The organism is Pseudoalteromonas sp. Scap06 (assembly GCF_013394165.1).
Taxonomy (GTDB): domain Bacteria; phylum Pseudomonadota; class Gammaproteobacteria; order Enterobacterales; family Alteromonadaceae; genus Pseudoalteromonas.
Genome location: NZ_CP041330.1, coordinates 1918598 through 1933521, shown reverse-complemented (window position 1 = coordinate 1933521; position 14924 = coordinate 1918598). Strand labels below are relative to the sequence as shown.

Here is a 14924-nt window from a genome sequence, read left to right as displayed (position 1 = left end):
ACAAGGCAAGCAAGGACAAATTATGACACCTATGAAACCTTTAGCACTGGCAGTGGCTATGGTTGTTTTTTCACATCAGGCACATGCAGATACAGATCTTGATAAAGTTAAGCAGCAATTAAGCAGCTTACAAAAACAAGTGGAAATGCTGCAAAAGCAACTTGCAAAAGCAGAGCAAAAAAGTGAAAAATCAATCGAGCGCACCATTGAAGAGAAAGAAGATATAGCTGAAGTTAAAGTAGCTAAACATGAACACAAGCCTCAGGGAATTAAAATTGGCGGTGCTGTTCGAACCAACTACAGCCATACTTCGTATGATGACGATAATAAAAATCGCGGCGGCGATTTTGACTTTGATATTTTTCGCTTAAATTTCTCAGGCGACGTTGGTGATGTAAAGTTAAACGCTGAAATTCGCTTTTTTGATTATATGACCGCTGTTAAATACGCTTATGCAGCTTACGATTTTGCTGATGATTGGCAAGTTCAAGCAGGTATTACCAAGGTTCCTTTTGGTAACTGGCCATACAACTCACATAACTACTTTTTCAGCACTAACTATTATGTTGGCCTTGAAGACGACCACGATTTAGGGGTGTTATTTAAGCGTAATATTGCTGATAACTGGCAGCTTGATTTGGGTTTTTTCAAAAATGATGAATTAGGTGGTGTTGATGGTTATGTAGATAACCGCAGCGATCGCTATTCTTACGACATTGTTGGCTTTAGAGAAGCTGGAGATGGTGTTTATGCTGAGCCTACTAATGCTATAGGCGAGTATAATACGTTCTCAGGCCGTTACGGCTACCACCTAGAACATGAAGGTGGTAAAACTGAAATAGGTGTGTCGGCACTTGCTGGTGGCTTGCATGACGGTGTTGACCGCGCAGGTGACTACAACGCGTGGGCATTACATTTAAACAGTAATATGGGCCCTTGGAACTTACAACTTCAACACGGTGAATATAACTACGATATTGATAACGTAAACCGTATTGCTGTGGGCGCTTACTCGTTTTACGACAGCATGGCGGCAGAGGCAACAATGTCGAGTGCAAACGTAGCATACAGTGTACCGGTACAATGGGGCGCGGTAACAAACTTACAGTTTTACAACGACTATAGTGCAATTTACGACAAATCAGACAACAGCAGAGATACGTGGATGAACGTAACCGGTTTCTCGGTAGCTGCTGGTGGTTTATTTACTTACTTTGACTTAGTTCATGGTAAAAATATGCCATTTGTTGGTGGTTCATTAGCGGGCGATAGCAGCGAAACTGAGCGTCGCTTCAACATTAATATTGGCTATTACTTCTAAATCAATATTCAAAGCACACGCCTAGACATTGGCGTGTGCTTATGTTGTTTAAAAAAATATTTTTGCTCTACCTATTTAGCACCTACAAATTGATAAATCTTTAATCAACTTCTAGTATAAAAGTTCAAATGGAATAAAATAAATAATCCATATAGCTTAGCTGGAGGCTAGACATCGATGATTGTAGTTAATGAGCAGGTGTTATCTGATGTAAACAAAAACTTTGTTATCCCACCAAAACCACAAATCTTAAATGATCTTGAAATATTAGCATCTGCACAGGAGCCCTCGCTCTCAGACGCCGCAGAAATCATCGCTAAAGATGTTGCTATTGCATCAGCTATTCTAAAGATAGTTAATTCACCTGCTTATGGCTTAGTTCGTAGTGTGTCAAATATTAAACAGGCTATTATGTTTTTAGGGTGGAATGGCATTGAAGCTTTAGTACCTAGCTTAAAGCTAAAGCAAATGTTCGCCCAAAAAGAATGTTGCATTAGTTTGGAGCGTTTTTGGGATACCGCATCAGAAATTGCTGATGTAAATATGATTATTGGGCAACGTATAAAAAACAATGTTCCCGTTGAGTACTTGTATACGCTGGGTTTATTTCATGATTGTGGCATTGTGCCGATGGCAATTAAATTCGATAATTACGTGAGTGCTTTACATACTTCAAATAATACCCATAAAGAAAGCTTAATAGATATAGAAGAGCGCTTATATGGAACTAATCATGCCACTGTGGGTTACTATTTAGCGACCAGCTGGCATTTACCTGTAGATATTTGCCAGCTTATTTTACGTCATCACGATTTGAGTATGCTAAGTGATATAACTGGAAGTAATCAACAATTGTGTTACAGCGTTTTAAAAATGTCTGAAAATTTGGTTAATAGTGTTTTACGCGGTGACACCACTAAAGATTGGGATGACATAGAAAAACAAGTTTTAGCAACATTAAATATGTCAGAAGACGATTATATTGATGTGCAAGAAGAGGTGATTGATTTTTTGAACTGTTAGACGTTTTTAGCAGCTTAAAGTCTATAGGTTAGTTTTTTTCACTTATTGGTTTGTTTTTAATCGTTTGTCGGGATTAAGTAAACACTCTAAAGTTTAGTTGTCGGCAACAAGCACGACTAACCAAATAGGAAATTAATCATGAAACGCTCACTTATCAAAACCATCGCTCTTGGCTCTTTATTAACTTGCTCAGCTGCTGTAATGGCTGATCAAAGTGATTATAAGTTAATGGTTATTGAAGAGGCTAAAACAGCCCCTCAAGAATTCGAAGTTGCATTTAACGATTGTGCATTAAATGTAAAATCAAAAAATTATAGCCAAGCTGAAGAAATCTGCTCAAAAGCAATTACTTTATTACAACAAAGCACTGGCCCTCGCTTTAAAGTACGTGAGCTTACGTCATTTGCTTTAAGTAACCGTGGTGTAGGACGTTTAATGGCTAAAAATGAAACAGCTGCATTATCAGACTTTTACGAAGCACAACAAATGTCTGGTAACGAGTTAGTGTCGCACAACTTAACGCGCGCTAAGCAAGACCTCGCACTGTAATATCTATTACCGATTCAAAAAGCCCATGCTGTTTTAGCATGGGCTTTTGCGTTTTTAGGGTTAAACACTAGTTAGGATTATTTAGCATAATTTGGGTCAACTGTTTTAGCCCTTTACCTTTGTTAGTTATTTTCCATGCAAGGTATAAGTCTTGAGGTGGACGTGGTTCGGTAAGCTCCACAACATGCAGTTTGTTAGCTTTAACATACTCAGCAATAAGGTTCTCAGGTAAATAACCAATGCCAATAGCGGATAAAATAGCGGTCATTTTTTGGCTTACAGAATTTACATAAAAACGTTGATTACCTTCGATTAAGTTAGCTGACCACGGAATACCTTGCTTTGCTGAGTCATGCACTATAACCGTGGTGTATTGACCGAGTTCGCTGGGCTCAATGGGGGTTTTTAGTAGCGCTAACGGGTGGCTAGGGTGAACCACCAGAACATTTTGAATATCAGCTATTTTTACCGCTCTGATCCCCTTTTGATTAGGTACAGGGGCCGGTGCGCCAATCACTAAGTCAACGTCATCCTCAATTAAAGCCTCCCAAGTGCCATTAAGTACTTCCTCTTTAATGTCTATCTCGATATTTTTATGCTCATTTAAAAATAGCTGTAGATTTTTGAATACGTCACTTATGTCAAAAATAGAGTCATAGGCAATACGTATCCGTGGCTCCCAGCCATTAGCTATGGTTTGTGTTTGCTCAGATAAATTATTTATAGCATTGAGTACCTTACGCCCCTCGCTTAGTAAATGTTTACCTGCGGGGGTCAAAACCGCTCTCCGACCTTGACGTTGAAACAAGGTTACATTTAATTGCTCTTCAAGTTTATTAACAATATACGACAAGGCTGAGGGTACTTTATTAAGTTGCTCTGCAGCGGCTGCGTAACTGCCACGATGCTCAATGGCGTCTAATACCAATAAAGCTTCTATGCTTATAGGAGGTGTATTCATTATCATACCAAATATCAACTGTTCAAAATATTTGAACATATAGAGCAAATAATAGGAGTTATTTAATTTTAATTCAACTTATACAATAGCTGCATACTCAATTGGAACAATACAGGTTAAAACTATGACGATTAAAAATATTACAGCCGCCATCACAAAAACTGAACAGTCTTTTGCAACATTACCATTAAGGCTTATTGCGGGATTAGTGTTTAGTGCTCATGGTGCACAAAAACTGTTTGCGTGGTTTGGCGGCTATGGCTTGGAAGGCACAGGGCAATGGATGGAGTCGATTGGCTTAGCACCGGGCTATTTAATGGCATTAATGGCCGGTGGCGCCGAATTTTTTGGTGGGTTACTACTCATCGTTGGTTTGCTGGTGCGTCCTGCGAGTTTTGTACTGGCTATCACTATGGTGGTTGCTATTTTTACCACGCACATAGATAACGGTTTATTTATGAGCAACAACGGTTATGAATTTGCGTTATCGCTGTTAGCTATTACCTTAGCTTTACTGATCCAAGGAGCTGGAAAGCTATCTGTTGATGGAAAAATTCATAACAAATTAAATTAATAAGCGGATCACATAAGTGATTAAACTTTAAGCTGCCAACCTGCGTAAGGTAGGCACATTCTATAAACTAAGGAGACGGACATGGGGTTACTTGTTAACGGTGAATGGGTCGATAAATGGTACGACACCGAAAAAAGCGACGGTAAATTTGTACGCCAAGATAGCCGGTTTAGAGATACGATTTCATCAGCGCAAAACAGTAAATTTAAACCAGAAGCAGGTCGCTATCATTTATATGTATCCTTGGCTTGCCCTTGGGCGCACCGCACCATTATATTTCGTAAATTAAAGCAGCTCGAAGACATTATTTCTATGAGTATTGTTGAAGCACCCATGATGGAAAACGGTTGGGAATTTGGCGAGCAGGGCGATCCACTTTATAACTTAGATTACGCTTATCAATTGTATTTAAAAGCCGACCCTAGCTATGAAGGGCGTGTTACCGTACCTATTTTATGGGATAAAAAAACGCAGACTATTGTAAACAACGAATCAATAGAAATAATTCGCATGTTTAATAGTGCGTTTAATGAGCTTACTGGTAACAACGACGATTATTATCCAGATGCGCTACGTGAAGAAATAGAAACAGTGAATAACCGTGTCTATAACACCATTAATAATGGGGTGTATAAAGCCGGTTTTGCTACAACTCAAGAAGCTTACAACGAAGCTTACACAGCCTTGTTTGATAGCTTAGATTGGTTAGAAGCTCGATTAGCAAAACAGCGTTACTTAGTGGGCGATACACTCACTGAAGCCGATTGGCGATTATTTACCACACTTATCCGCTTTGATGCTGTGTATCACGGGCACTTTAAGTGTAATCGAGAAAAGTTAACTGAGTTTCATCATCTTAGTAACTACATTAATGAGCTTTACCAAGTACCTGGGATAAAGGAAACGGTCGATTTAGAATACACAAAGGTGCATTACTACGTAAGTCACGTAACCATTAACCCAACGCAAATTGTGCCTTTAGGTGCTAAACACACCTTTGACGCAGCCCATGATCGAGACCGTCAATACTAAATGACGCAGAGATAACGTATAGGAAAAAATATGCTTACCCATTACCCAAAAAATAGCTTAGGACATGCTGATCATGGTTGGCTTAAGTCAAAGCACCACTTTAGTTTTGCGAATTACTATAATCCTGCGCGTATGGGGTTTGGCACTTTGCGTGTAGTTAATGATGACTGGGTAGCCCCAGGTATGGGGTTTGGTGCGCACCCGCATAGAAATATGGAAATTATTAGTTTTATCCGCAGTGGTGCCATTACTCACCAAGATAGTATGGGCAACAAGGGGATCACCGAGCAAGGTGAGGTGCAGGTAATGAGTGCAGGCACCGGCATTACCCACTCAGAATATAACCTAACAGATGAACCACTAACGTTTTATCAAATTTGGATTCAGAGTAATCAACATAATGTTGAGCCGCGCTGGGAAAGCAAGAAGTTTCCTACACAAGCCACAAGCACCCTTAGCTTACTGGTTTCGGGTTATCCAAAAGATGCCGATAGTGCACTTTTTATTAATCAGCAGGCGCGTATTTACGGTGGTAAGCTGGCAAAAGGCACGTCAATAACACAGCCGATTGATCATCAAGCCTACGTATTGGCATCGGCAGGGGAGTTTAGTATTAATGATGAGTCAGCCTCAGTTAGCATGAATAAGGGTGACGGCGCAGAAGTTACACAGACTAAAACCATCACCTTAACAGCAAACACTGAGTGTGAATTGATTATTATCGATAGCAAAAGTTAAGCGCAATTTACGTGCGCTTAACTTTATAATTGTTACTTGCTCATACTTTAAAGCTTTCCACTTGCGATTTCATTTGCTCATATAAGGCCGATACATTTTTAGATTGTTGCGTGGTTTGCGTGGAAATTTGTTTCATTTGTGCAGATTGCTCTTTTAATGACACTAAATTTCGATTTATTTCGTTAGCCACATGTGACTGCTCTTGTGTAGCTTGTGCGGTTTCAGTCGACATTTGCTGTACTTTTTCAAATGCGTGAGTCAGGCTATTAAAAATGGTAATTACTGAGTCAAAGTTGGTTAAAGTGGTATTGGCATTAGTTTGGCTATTTTTAATCGAATCAGACGACGCTTTAACGTTGTCATTTAAGCGTTGGATCATGGTATCAATTTCGTCTGTGCTTTGTTGAGTTCGTGTGGCAAGCGTTCTTACCTCATCAGCTACTACAGCAAATCCACGGCCTTGCTCGCCGGCTCTAGCGGCTTCAATCGCTGCATTTAAAGCTAATAAGTTTGTTTGCTCTGCAATATTACGTATCACTTCAAGAACAGAGGTTATATCTGTAGAGCTACTTTCTAGTTCAACCGAATTCGCTAATGCTGACTCAATATCGTTAGCTAAATCTTCAATCGCTTTGCCTGACACATCAATAGCTTGAACACCTTGCTTAACCTGCTCGCTAGATATATCGGCTTCCTGCGCAGTATTTTTTGCAAGATCTGCCATTTGTTGATTGGCCATGTCCATCTCATGGCCCGCACTAACTATTGACTCAGAGGCATTAGCAAGTTTTTGGGTTACTTCCATCGCGGTATCAGATACATCATTTAAATCACCCGTTACTGCACCAAGTTGGCTTGATTGCTGCTGAATATTTTTTATTATTGTTTGTAAATGGCTCAAGAAGTTATCAAATTCATTGCTTAAATCAGCTAATTCGTCGTGTGATGTAGTGTTAATACGCTGGGTTAAATCGCCATCGCCAGCGGCTATTTCTTTAATACGAAGGGTAATATTATTGATATTATCGGTTAGCTTTTTCGGAATGTAATAGCCCACACCTAAAGCGACAATAAAGGCAATAATAATCACAATAAAAACAATTTTTTCAAAAAGTTGAATGCTATGTTGTACGTCTTGTTTTACCGCTCTGGCATGTGTGCGTGCCTCTTCGCCCGCAACATCAAGTATATTTCTTAATTCGTTAAAGCTTTTATCAGCTTTTGCTAAATTATTATCAATTAAAGCGACTTGCTTTGCAGGAGTTGAGTAAATCAAGGTTTTACTTTGCTCATACCATTGCTGATAAAGCTGATCGAAGTTGGCATATTTTTGTGTTAGCTGAGGCTCGTCAATTAAATAGCTACGATAACTATTAAAGCGACGTATAACTTGGGCTGCGTTTTCTTCAAATAATTTTTGATTTTGTTCTAAATCACCATGCTGGTTTACTATTTTTTGTTTTGCAAGCCGGGCTTGGTATATATCTCTATCGGCATTTAGTACCTCTGAAATGGCTTCTACATAACGCCCTAAACGCTCAGCCCCCACTTTATCTTGCTGTTGTTCATTAGTATAAGCGCGAAGCTCTTCGCCTGCCTGATCCATCATTTCGCGTATTTTTATAAATTCAGGTTCAGATTTATTTAAATCACTTTGCATTTTACCTTGCGAGTGATTGGTATTAATGAGTGTTTTACTATGATTGACCCATTCATTATACAAAGGCATAAAGCTGGAAAATGAATCATGCTTTGCGAGTAACGCTTCTTCATCTTTTAAATAGATTAAGTATTTGTTAAAGCGATCCTTTACTTGCTCTGCGTTTTCTAAAAACTCTGTTTTATTCGTCTCACTATCGCCAGTTGCGCTGAGTAAATTTTCGAGTGCAATACGTGCTTGATATATGTCTCTGTCGGCATTGAGAATAACAGTAACAGCTTCAAAAAAGGTTTCTGTTTGCCTTTTCATAGCGTTGTCTTGTATGTAAGTAATCGAAGCTATGGCAACTAGCAAGCCTGCAAGGATCAGTGCTAAAAAAGCGATTGGTAAAATGACTTTAGTTCTAATTGAATTTATTCGCATGTTTCAATCCTTGTTATCTTACTGTATCTAGAGTAAATGTTAGTCATATAGTGGGACTTATGCCAAGCAGTTGGGTAAATTAATTGGGTGTTTTTTATACGCTGCAAGTCCGTATAACATTACTGTTATTTTTTATTGGTTTTATTATCCTTGTACGGCATATTCGCTTAAAATACGGCTAATTGGTTCATTTTTATAAAGGAATTCTGCTGTTAATGAATTCAATTCAGCCTAGTATATTTGGCCGTATCTTTACCCCGCATCGCTTTGTCGATATAAACCAACAAGGTTTAGTGATCAGCAATAAAACACAAATAACCTCATTGAGTTGGTGTGATTTAACGTCGCCCATTAGCTATGAGTATGGTGTGCTTGGGCAAACACTGCGCTTTAATACAGACTCTAAGCATTATCGTATTTGGATGAGAGCCTATGGCAGCAATAGGGCATTTAAAGCGCATACCGATATGCTATGGGTTAAAAGCAATATTGCAGTGCTCAACGAGATGTTAAGTAAAATAAACCACTTTGCTCACACTCAGTTTTTGCGCCAATCATATGTGACTGATATAAAAAAACAGGTAGATGAGCAATGTAAACGTTGGCTACCTTGGATAAAAAGCAGCGATGTTTTAACACCAGTAAGCACACAAATAAAATTGCTTGAACAATACAGCCAGTGGAGTGATGCACTCACTCGTTTTTTTCAGCATAAATATACCCAGTCTCAATTAGAGCGCTATAACGATTTTTTTAATTGTGTTGAAGCAAATCCACTCACAGAGCAACAACGCCGAGCTTGTATAATAGATGACGACAATAACTTAGTGCTAGCAGGGGCAGGAACAGGAAAAACCAGTGTGTTGGTGGCCAGAGCGGGCTACTTGGTTAACAGTGAACAAGCTAATTACAACGATATTTTATTACTCGCCTATGGTAAGCAAGCTGCTTGCGAAATGGATGAACGAATTAAACAAAAGCTGGGCACTGAGTCCATTAAAGCGGCCACGTTTCACAGCGTCGGCTTGACTATTATTAGCGAGGTTGAGGGCAAGCGACCTAAAATATCTAAACTTGCTGAAAACGAAAAAGCTAAAATAAAATGGGTTGAAGGATGTTTTGAATCGCTTGCCAATGCTAAACCACAATATGCTAAAGCACTGGTAAATTATATAAATAACACTCTTAATGACGTTAAAGGCGAATTTAAATTTAGTGCTGCAAAGCCTAATCATATTGCGCTTTTAAAAGAAATAAAAACTAGCGGTCATTTAACTAAATTAGCGACTGTGTTTAGCCAATTAATCAGCGTGTATAAAACCGCAAATATAACACTTGAGAGCGATTCAAAACAGATACAGCAAGCCTGGAAATTATTAAAGCCGTTGTTAGCCAACTATAACCATTATTTACGCACGCAGGGCGAAATAGACTTCGACGATATGATTATTAAAGCCCTCGATTATGTAAACACTAAAAAGTTTACATCGCCTTGGCGTTATATCATGGTAGATGAATTTCAAGATATATCACCGCTGCGAGCTACACTTGTAAAAGCACTGCGCGATAGTAAGTCTAATAGTTCACTGTTTGCAGTAGGGGACGATTGGCAAGCTATTTACCGTTTTAGTGGTGCAGATATGCGACTTACTACCGAGTTTGCCGCACATTTTGGTTTTACAACACAAACTCTATTAGATAGGACCTTTCGCTTTAATAATAAAATTGGCGAGGTTGCCGCAGGTTTTATTATGAAAAACCCAGCGCAGTTAGCTAAAGACATTCACTCAGTTGCAAAGGTAACTAAGCCCGCCGTTAGCGTGCTAAAAACATTGAAAAGTGGCTCAGCTAAAAACACCAAAATAGCGGAGCTAAATAATGGCGCAATTAAGTATTTACTACAGGGGATTAAGGGTCATTCAGGCAAGCCTGTTACTGTGTATTTACTTGCACGGTTTCGATTTCAGTTACCTTCACAAGCCGATATAAGTGCTTTACAGCAAGAGTTTTCAGCATTGCATATTGAGTGTGATACGTTTCATGGCTCAAAAGGCAAAGAAGCCGATTATGTCATTATATTAGCAATGAATGGCGGAGCGTTTGGATTCCCGAGCACTAAGCCAATGCCTCAAATTTTAGAGGTATTATTACCCGCAAAAGATAATTTCGCACATAGTGAAGAGCGTCGCTTATTTTATGTAGCGCTTACTCGCGCTAAACATAAGGTCTACATAATAACTGATGATAACAACCCCAGCTGCTTTGTTGATGAACTTATAAACGAGCATAAAATCGAAGTATTTGAGTTAAAAAATAAAGCGGTCTTTAAAGGTGTTACAAAAACTGCTTGATACTGTTGCTCAAGTAAGCGTCAGAGTGCCCAATTATGTGGTTCATACGTATTAAAGAAGCCCACTTTGGGCTTTTTTAATACGTTATATTTAACTTATGGCAACGGCAAGTTGATGATACAAACCAATCCCAACAATAACATTAAATGGAAAGGTGACACCTAACGAGCTAAGCATGGCAAGACCAATGTCCGCTTTGGGAATAGCGGCTTTTATAGCAGCAGGTGCGGCAATGTAAGAAGCACTCGCCACTAAGCTCCCCAGAATAACCACTGAACCTAATTCTAAATTTAGCAAGGTGCCAACCATAACGCCAATGGTGCCTAAAAATAACGGCGTAATAATGGCGAAGGAAGCCAGTTTCCATTGCTGCCAAGGAAAAGGGCGAAGCGTTTGTGCAGCAACCAAGCCCATTTCGAGTAAAAATAGCGCCAGCACTACTTTAAAGCTACTGGTAAGTAAACTCGTAACTTGGCTACCCTGTTGGGTGCCATACATCATACCGATAATTACACCGCCAACGAGCAAAATCACACTCTTATTGGTAAGCGTTTCGTGCCACAGTGCTTTTAACGATAAGTTGGTGTTTTCGCTGTGTGCTTTGTCGAGCTTACGATACAACAGTAAACCTACAATAATTGCTGGTAACTCAAGCATAACTAGGTACAAGGTAACTTCTGCGCCCACTTCTAATTTAGCCGATTCGGCATACGCTAATGCTACCGCAAATGTACCAGCACTAACCGAACCATAGTGGGCAGCAATGCTGGCGCTATTCGCTACGCTTAGCTTAACAACGTGTTTTAAAATAGGGTATAAAGTGAGTGGAATAAGCCCACCAAGTAACATAACCGAGGCCATTTCTGGGAGTAATTGCCAACTTAAATTGCCATGCAGAACCATGCCACCTTTTAGACCTATGGTAAGCATGAGTAGTAAGCTGAGAGTGTCATACGTCGCTTTGGGGATAGCTAAATCAGAGCGAAGGATACCCGCTGCTAATCCTAAAATAAAAAACATTACTACAATATCAGGCACGCTGTTCTCCTCTTTATTACTAATTTAATTTGTTAAGCGGCGCTATTATAGGCAAATCTTTATATAGTAAATAATAAAATGAATGCTAACATCCTATAGATAAAAACCTATGAGGTGTGTATGAATATAAGACAACTTTCCTTCCGACTTCTTGAAGTATTTATGAGTGTAGTAAAAACCGGCTCTATAAGCGAAACCGCACGGAGGCTTCATTTGACTCAGCCTACGGTTTCTTTACAAATTAAACGCTTACAAGAAGCGGTAGATGAACCGTTAATAATTATGCAGCAACAAAAGTTGCAAATAACCGAAGCTGGTATGGCCTTATTTAGGACTTGCCAACAGGTTTTTGGTCATTTTGAAGATTACCAAGATTACTTAGCGGAGCTAAAAGGGGGTGAACGTGGACGATGTAAAATTGCTATGGTTAATACTGCCCAATATATTTTACCTAAATTGTTAGGCCCATACAGTAATGAACATCCGCATGTAGAGCTACCACTTGAAATAGGTAATCGTTCAGCCGTTTTAGCACGCTTTGAACGCGGAGAAGACGATATTTATGTATTTAGTCACCCGCCATCTTTAGAGCATGCCCAGGCTGCTAGGTTTCTACATAACCCTTTAGTGTTTATAGTGCCACTAAATCATCCATTAGCCGATAAAACCGCACTTAAACTGGCTGATTTAGTTCCGTATCGTTTTTTATTGCGTGAAACAGGCTCCGCCACTCGCATGTTATTTGAAAGCGAGCTGCAAAGTAGAGGGTTGGTATTAAGTGACAGTGTGCAAATGGCCAGTAATGAAGCCATTAGAGTGGCGGTAGCTTCAGGTATGGGGATTGCGGTGCTTTCTCAGCATGTGCTGCCTAAAGGTGATAATAGTTTTAAAGTGCTTAATGTTACCGACACCACTTTAGCTAGCCATTGGTATTTTGTGGTGCGTACAGACCGACATATATCACACGCTGCACGCAGCTTTTTAAAGTTTGCTGAGCAACACTTAGAGCTGTATTTAGATGAGAAGTGGGTGCGAAATGAGTTAAGCGGGCTTAATTTGAAATAAAAATAAGCCTTAGAGACAATCAAATATTAACTGGTATCAAAGTTGCTTAAGTTATTTCAGCTAAAGAATATAACGATTAAAGCAAAAATGGATTTGAGCCAATGACTTCAATAACCTTTAAAAATCAATATAGTAGTTACAATAATCTCGTTAACAAAGTGGCAAAAACGAGTGACGCTCTGCCAACATCTGCCGCTGCGGCAACAACCAGTACCGCTGAAAACCAAGCAACCCCTAATTTTATCGCTAAACCAGAAGACAAAAGCTTTTTAGAAAATGCCCAAGAGGCATTAATTTATCAACGTTTAGGTGTCGATAAAGAAACTATAGCTGAGTTAAAAGCAGCAATAGAAGCCTTGGCAGAAGAACTAGGAGAGGAAGGGGTTGATGTAGATGCCATAAAAGAGCAGATTGCTGAATTACAAAAAATGTTAGAGCAAGAATTCGAAAAAGGCACGGAGCGAATGGCAATGCAACCAACACATGAAAAAGGCAAGCTAGTAACCGCATTAGCTTAGATAACGGCATGTTGAAAGGTTATTGACTCCTGTCTTTAAGCAGGTTTTAAGTGATTAACGCACAAAGAGGGTGAAGAGGCGCTACGCTTTTAGAGAAGTAAATTAAACCAAAACTTATATGGCTTCTCATTTACTCCTCATTCGCTTCTCTGTGTTCAAATAGGGTTTAATGAATTATGCACAAAGAGGGCAAAGAGGCGCTGCGCTTTTAGAGGAGTGTACTACACGATAACTTTTTATGGCTTCTCATTTACTCCTCATTCGCTTCTCTGTGTTCAAATAGGGTTTAGTGAATTATGCACAAAGAGGGCAAAGAGGCGCTGCGCTTTTAGAGGAGTGTACTACACGATAACTTTTTATGGCTTCTCATTTACTCCTCATTCGCTTCTCTGTGTTCAAATAGGGTTTAGTGAATTATGCACAAAGAGGGCAAAGAGGCGCTGCGCTTTTAGAGGAGTGTACTACACGATAACTTTTTATGGCTTCTCATTTACTCCTCATTCGCTTCACTGTGTTCAAATAGGGTTTAGTCAATTATGCACAAAGAGGGCGAAGAGACGCTTCGCTATTAGAGGAGTGCTCTAAACCATAACTTTCATCTGTAACCAAAAAACCAAACAGGGGCTTATAAAAAGTAATAGCATGCCCATACTCAGTAAGTTACCTCTAAAAAGGTTAAAATCATCAAGTATTTTGTGCAACTTATACTTAAATAAATATCTGCCCACAACAATATCTAAACTAAGCATTATTGTTAGCCAAACAAAACCCACATTTAAACAATCTAAGTACGAAATAGGGTTAACCCATGGCAAGGTCAGCCAAGTAATGGCATAAATAATCGCAGTGCCCAAAAGTAAGCTGAGTGTTTTAGCGCGTTTTAGAGCGTAAAATCGATGTAAAATCCTTACTCTAATATTGCCATTAATTATCTCAGCTAAAGCGAGTAATAGGCCAACGGCGCGTGTTTTTTAAAGCATGTAAACCTCCTGGTGCTGATCATGTTAATTATTAACGATGACCTTACCTAATTTATAGCTATAACGCATAAGGTGCTGCTCACCATTTTTACAGATTAACTATCGTTATCAGTTGTTATTATGTGTCATTTTTTATAAGGTGAACTTTGCTTATAAAAATAACAATAGGAACGCCGTCATGAAAACCCTTGAACAACAGCTCGGCCAGTATGGTTTGTACCATCGCTCTAAACGAAATGTATTAACCCATTTTTTTGGTATTCCACTCATTGTGTTTGCCGCTTTATGCTTACTCGCCCGAATTGAAATTCCTATTGCTAATTTTAGCATTGATGGCGCGCAAATTTTTGTATTAGCCTCTGTGGTTTACTATTTTATGTTGAGCTTTTCGCTTGGTTTGATCATGGGAATTATTTTCACTTTGTTACTGGTAGCTGCCCAGCCAATTGCCGCAATGGCATTAATACCTTGGTTGGTAATTGGAGTTGGGGTATTCGTGTTTGGCTGGATATTACAGTTTATTGGTCATTATTTTGAAGGTAAAAAGCCCGCTTTTGTTGATGATTTAGTAGGCTTAATTATTGGCCCTTTGTATGTCACTGTTGAGCTACTATTTTTAATGGGCTTTTACAAAAACTTAGAACAGCAAGTGAATGAAATAGCGGGTCCAACTAAAGCATAACCAGTCAAA

13 protein-coding genes are annotated in these 14924 nt (G+C 39.2%); 10 read left to right on the top strand and 3 right to left on the bottom strand.

The features are described from left to right. The first annotated feature begins 22 nt into the window (after window positions 1-22). The 3 genes from FLM47_RS08885 to FLM47_RS08875 all read left to right on the top strand — a co-directional run bounded on the left by FLM47_RS08885 (window position 23) and on the right by FLM47_RS08875 (window position 2893). A complete protein-coding gene (locus tag FLM47_RS08885) occupies window positions 23-1321 on the top strand; it encodes a porin (RefSeq protein WP_178956196.1) in 1299 nt (432 codons plus the stop codon). Window positions 1322-1498: 177 nt separating this feature from the next. Beyond that, on the top strand, window positions 1499-2344 hold the full coding sequence (locus FLM47_RS08880; protein WP_178956195.1) for an HDOD domain-containing protein: 846 nt from the start codon (window positions 1499-1501) through the stop codon (window positions 2342-2344). Window positions 2345-2482: 138 nt separating this feature from the next. Then, window positions 2483-2893: a hypothetical protein gene (locus FLM47_RS08875; RefSeq protein ID WP_010390302.1), complete on the top strand. Its 411-nt coding sequence runs from the start codon at window positions 2483-2485 to the stop codon at window positions 2891-2893. Between the two features lie 67 nt (window positions 2894-2960). On the opposite strand, the gene FLM47_RS08870 is transcribed toward FLM47_RS08875, so the two are convergent. Beyond that, the gene (locus FLM47_RS08870; protein WP_178956194.1) at window positions 2961-3854 is read right to left on the bottom strand and encodes a LysR substrate-binding domain-containing protein; all 894 of its coding nucleotides are present in this window, start codon (window positions 3852-3854) and stop codon (window positions 2961-2963) included. A 124-nt stretch (window positions 3855-3978) separates the two neighbouring features. Between FLM47_RS08870 and FLM47_RS08865 the strand changes: the two genes are divergently transcribed. The 3 genes from FLM47_RS08865 (at window position 3979) to FLM47_RS08855 (ending at window position 6198) form a co-directional block, all read left to right on the top strand. Beyond that, window positions 3979-4428 (top strand): DoxX family protein, encoded by a 450-nt coding sequence (locus tag FLM47_RS08865; RefSeq protein WP_008109247.1) that lies wholly within the window; start codon window positions 3979-3981, stop codon window positions 4426-4428. 81 nt (window positions 4429-4509) lie between these two features. Beyond that, a complete protein-coding gene (locus FLM47_RS08860) occupies window positions 4510-5460 on the top strand; it encodes a glutathione S-transferase family protein (protein WP_178956193.1) in 951 nt (316 codons plus the stop codon). Window positions 5461-5490: 30 nt separating this feature from the next. Further along, entirely contained in the window at window positions 5491-6198 is a 708-nt protein-coding gene (locus FLM47_RS08855) for a pirin family protein (RefSeq protein ID WP_178956192.1), read from the top strand. Window positions 6199-6238: 40 nt separating this feature from the next. Here FLM47_RS08855 and FLM47_RS08850 read toward each other — a convergent pair whose 3' ends face one another. Beyond that, window positions 6239-8281 (bottom strand): methyl-accepting chemotaxis protein, encoded by a 2043-nt coding sequence (locus tag FLM47_RS08850; RefSeq protein WP_178956191.1) that lies wholly within the window; start codon window positions 8279-8281, stop codon window positions 6239-6241. A 215-nt stretch (window positions 8282-8496) separates the two neighbouring features. On the opposite strand from FLM47_RS08850, the gene helD reads away from it, so the two are divergent. Continuing rightward, window positions 8497-10632 carry a DNA helicase IV gene (gene helD / locus FLM47_RS08845; protein ID WP_178956190.1) on the top strand — a complete coding sequence of 712 codons (2136 nt, stop codon included), beginning with the start codon at window positions 8497-8499 and terminating at the stop codon, window positions 10630-10632. A gap of 90 nt (window positions 10633-10722) precedes the next feature. Here the strand turns inward: helD and FLM47_RS08840 are convergent, their stop codons facing one another. Next, window positions 10723-11670: a sodium-dependent bicarbonate transport family permease gene (locus FLM47_RS08840; protein WP_178956189.1), complete on the bottom strand. Its 948-nt coding sequence runs from the start codon at window positions 11668-11670 to the stop codon at window positions 10723-10725. A gap of 120 nt (window positions 11671-11790) precedes the next feature. Here FLM47_RS08840 and FLM47_RS08835 point away from each other — a divergent pair, with 120 nt between their 5' ends. The 3 genes from FLM47_RS08835 to FLM47_RS08825 all read left to right on the top strand — a co-directional run bounded on the left by FLM47_RS08835 (window position 11791) and on the right by FLM47_RS08825 (window position 14915). Continuing rightward, window positions 11791-12735, top strand: coding sequence for a LysR family transcriptional regulator (locus FLM47_RS08835; RefSeq protein ID WP_178956188.1), 945 nt, complete (start codon window positions 11791-11793; stop codon window positions 12733-12735). Between the two features lie 101 nt (window positions 12736-12836). Continuing rightward, a complete protein-coding gene (locus FLM47_RS08830; RefSeq protein ID WP_178956187.1) occupies window positions 12837-13253 on the top strand; it encodes a hypothetical protein in 417 nt (138 codons plus the stop codon). Between the two features lie 1158 nt (window positions 13254-14411). Continuing rightward, a complete protein-coding gene (locus FLM47_RS08825; protein ID WP_054201066.1) occupies window positions 14412-14915 on the top strand; it encodes a DUF962 domain-containing protein in 504 nt (167 codons plus the stop codon). Window positions 14916-14924: the final 9 nt, after the last annotated feature.

Coding starts and splice junctions, on each gene's coding strand:
- FLM47_RS08875 (WP_010390302.1), top strand. CDS start 2,483: ATGAAACGCTCACTTATCAAAACCATCGCTCTTGGCTCTTTATTAACT.
- FLM47_RS08880 (WP_178956195.1), top strand. CDS start 1,499: ATGATTGTAGTTAATGAGCAGGTGTTATCTGATGTAAACAAAAACTTT.
- FLM47_RS08865 (WP_008109247.1), top strand. CDS start 3,979: ATGACGATTAAAAATATTACAGCCGCCATCACAAAAACTGAACAGTCT.
- FLM47_RS08835 (WP_178956188.1), top strand. CDS start 11,791: ATGAATATAAGACAACTTTCCTTCCGACTTCTTGAAGTATTTATGAGT.
- FLM47_RS08860 (WP_178956193.1), top strand. CDS start 4,510: ATGGGGTTACTTGTTAACGGTGAATGGGTCGATAAATGGTACGACACC.
- FLM47_RS08870 (WP_178956194.1), bottom strand. CDS start 3,854: ATGAATACACCTCCTATAAGCATAGAAGCTTTATTGGTATTAGACGCC.
- FLM47_RS08850 (WP_178956191.1), bottom strand. CDS start 8,281: ATGCGAATAAATTCAATTAGAACTAAAGTCATTTTACCAATCGCTTTT.
- FLM47_RS08855 (WP_178956192.1), top strand. CDS start 5,491: ATGCTTACCCATTACCCAAAAAATAGCTTAGGACATGCTGATCATGGT.
- FLM47_RS08830 (WP_178956187.1), top strand. CDS start 12,837: ATGACTTCAATAACCTTTAAAAATCAATATAGTAGTTACAATAATCTC.
- FLM47_RS08885 (WP_178956196.1), top strand. CDS start 23: ATGACACCTATGAAACCTTTAGCACTGGCAGTGGCTATGGTTGTTTTT.
- FLM47_RS08825 (WP_054201066.1), top strand. CDS start 14,412: ATGAAAACCCTTGAACAACAGCTCGGCCAGTATGGTTTGTACCATCGC.
- helD (WP_178956190.1), top strand. CDS start 8,497: ATGAATTCAATTCAGCCTAGTATATTTGGCCGTATCTTTACCCCGCAT.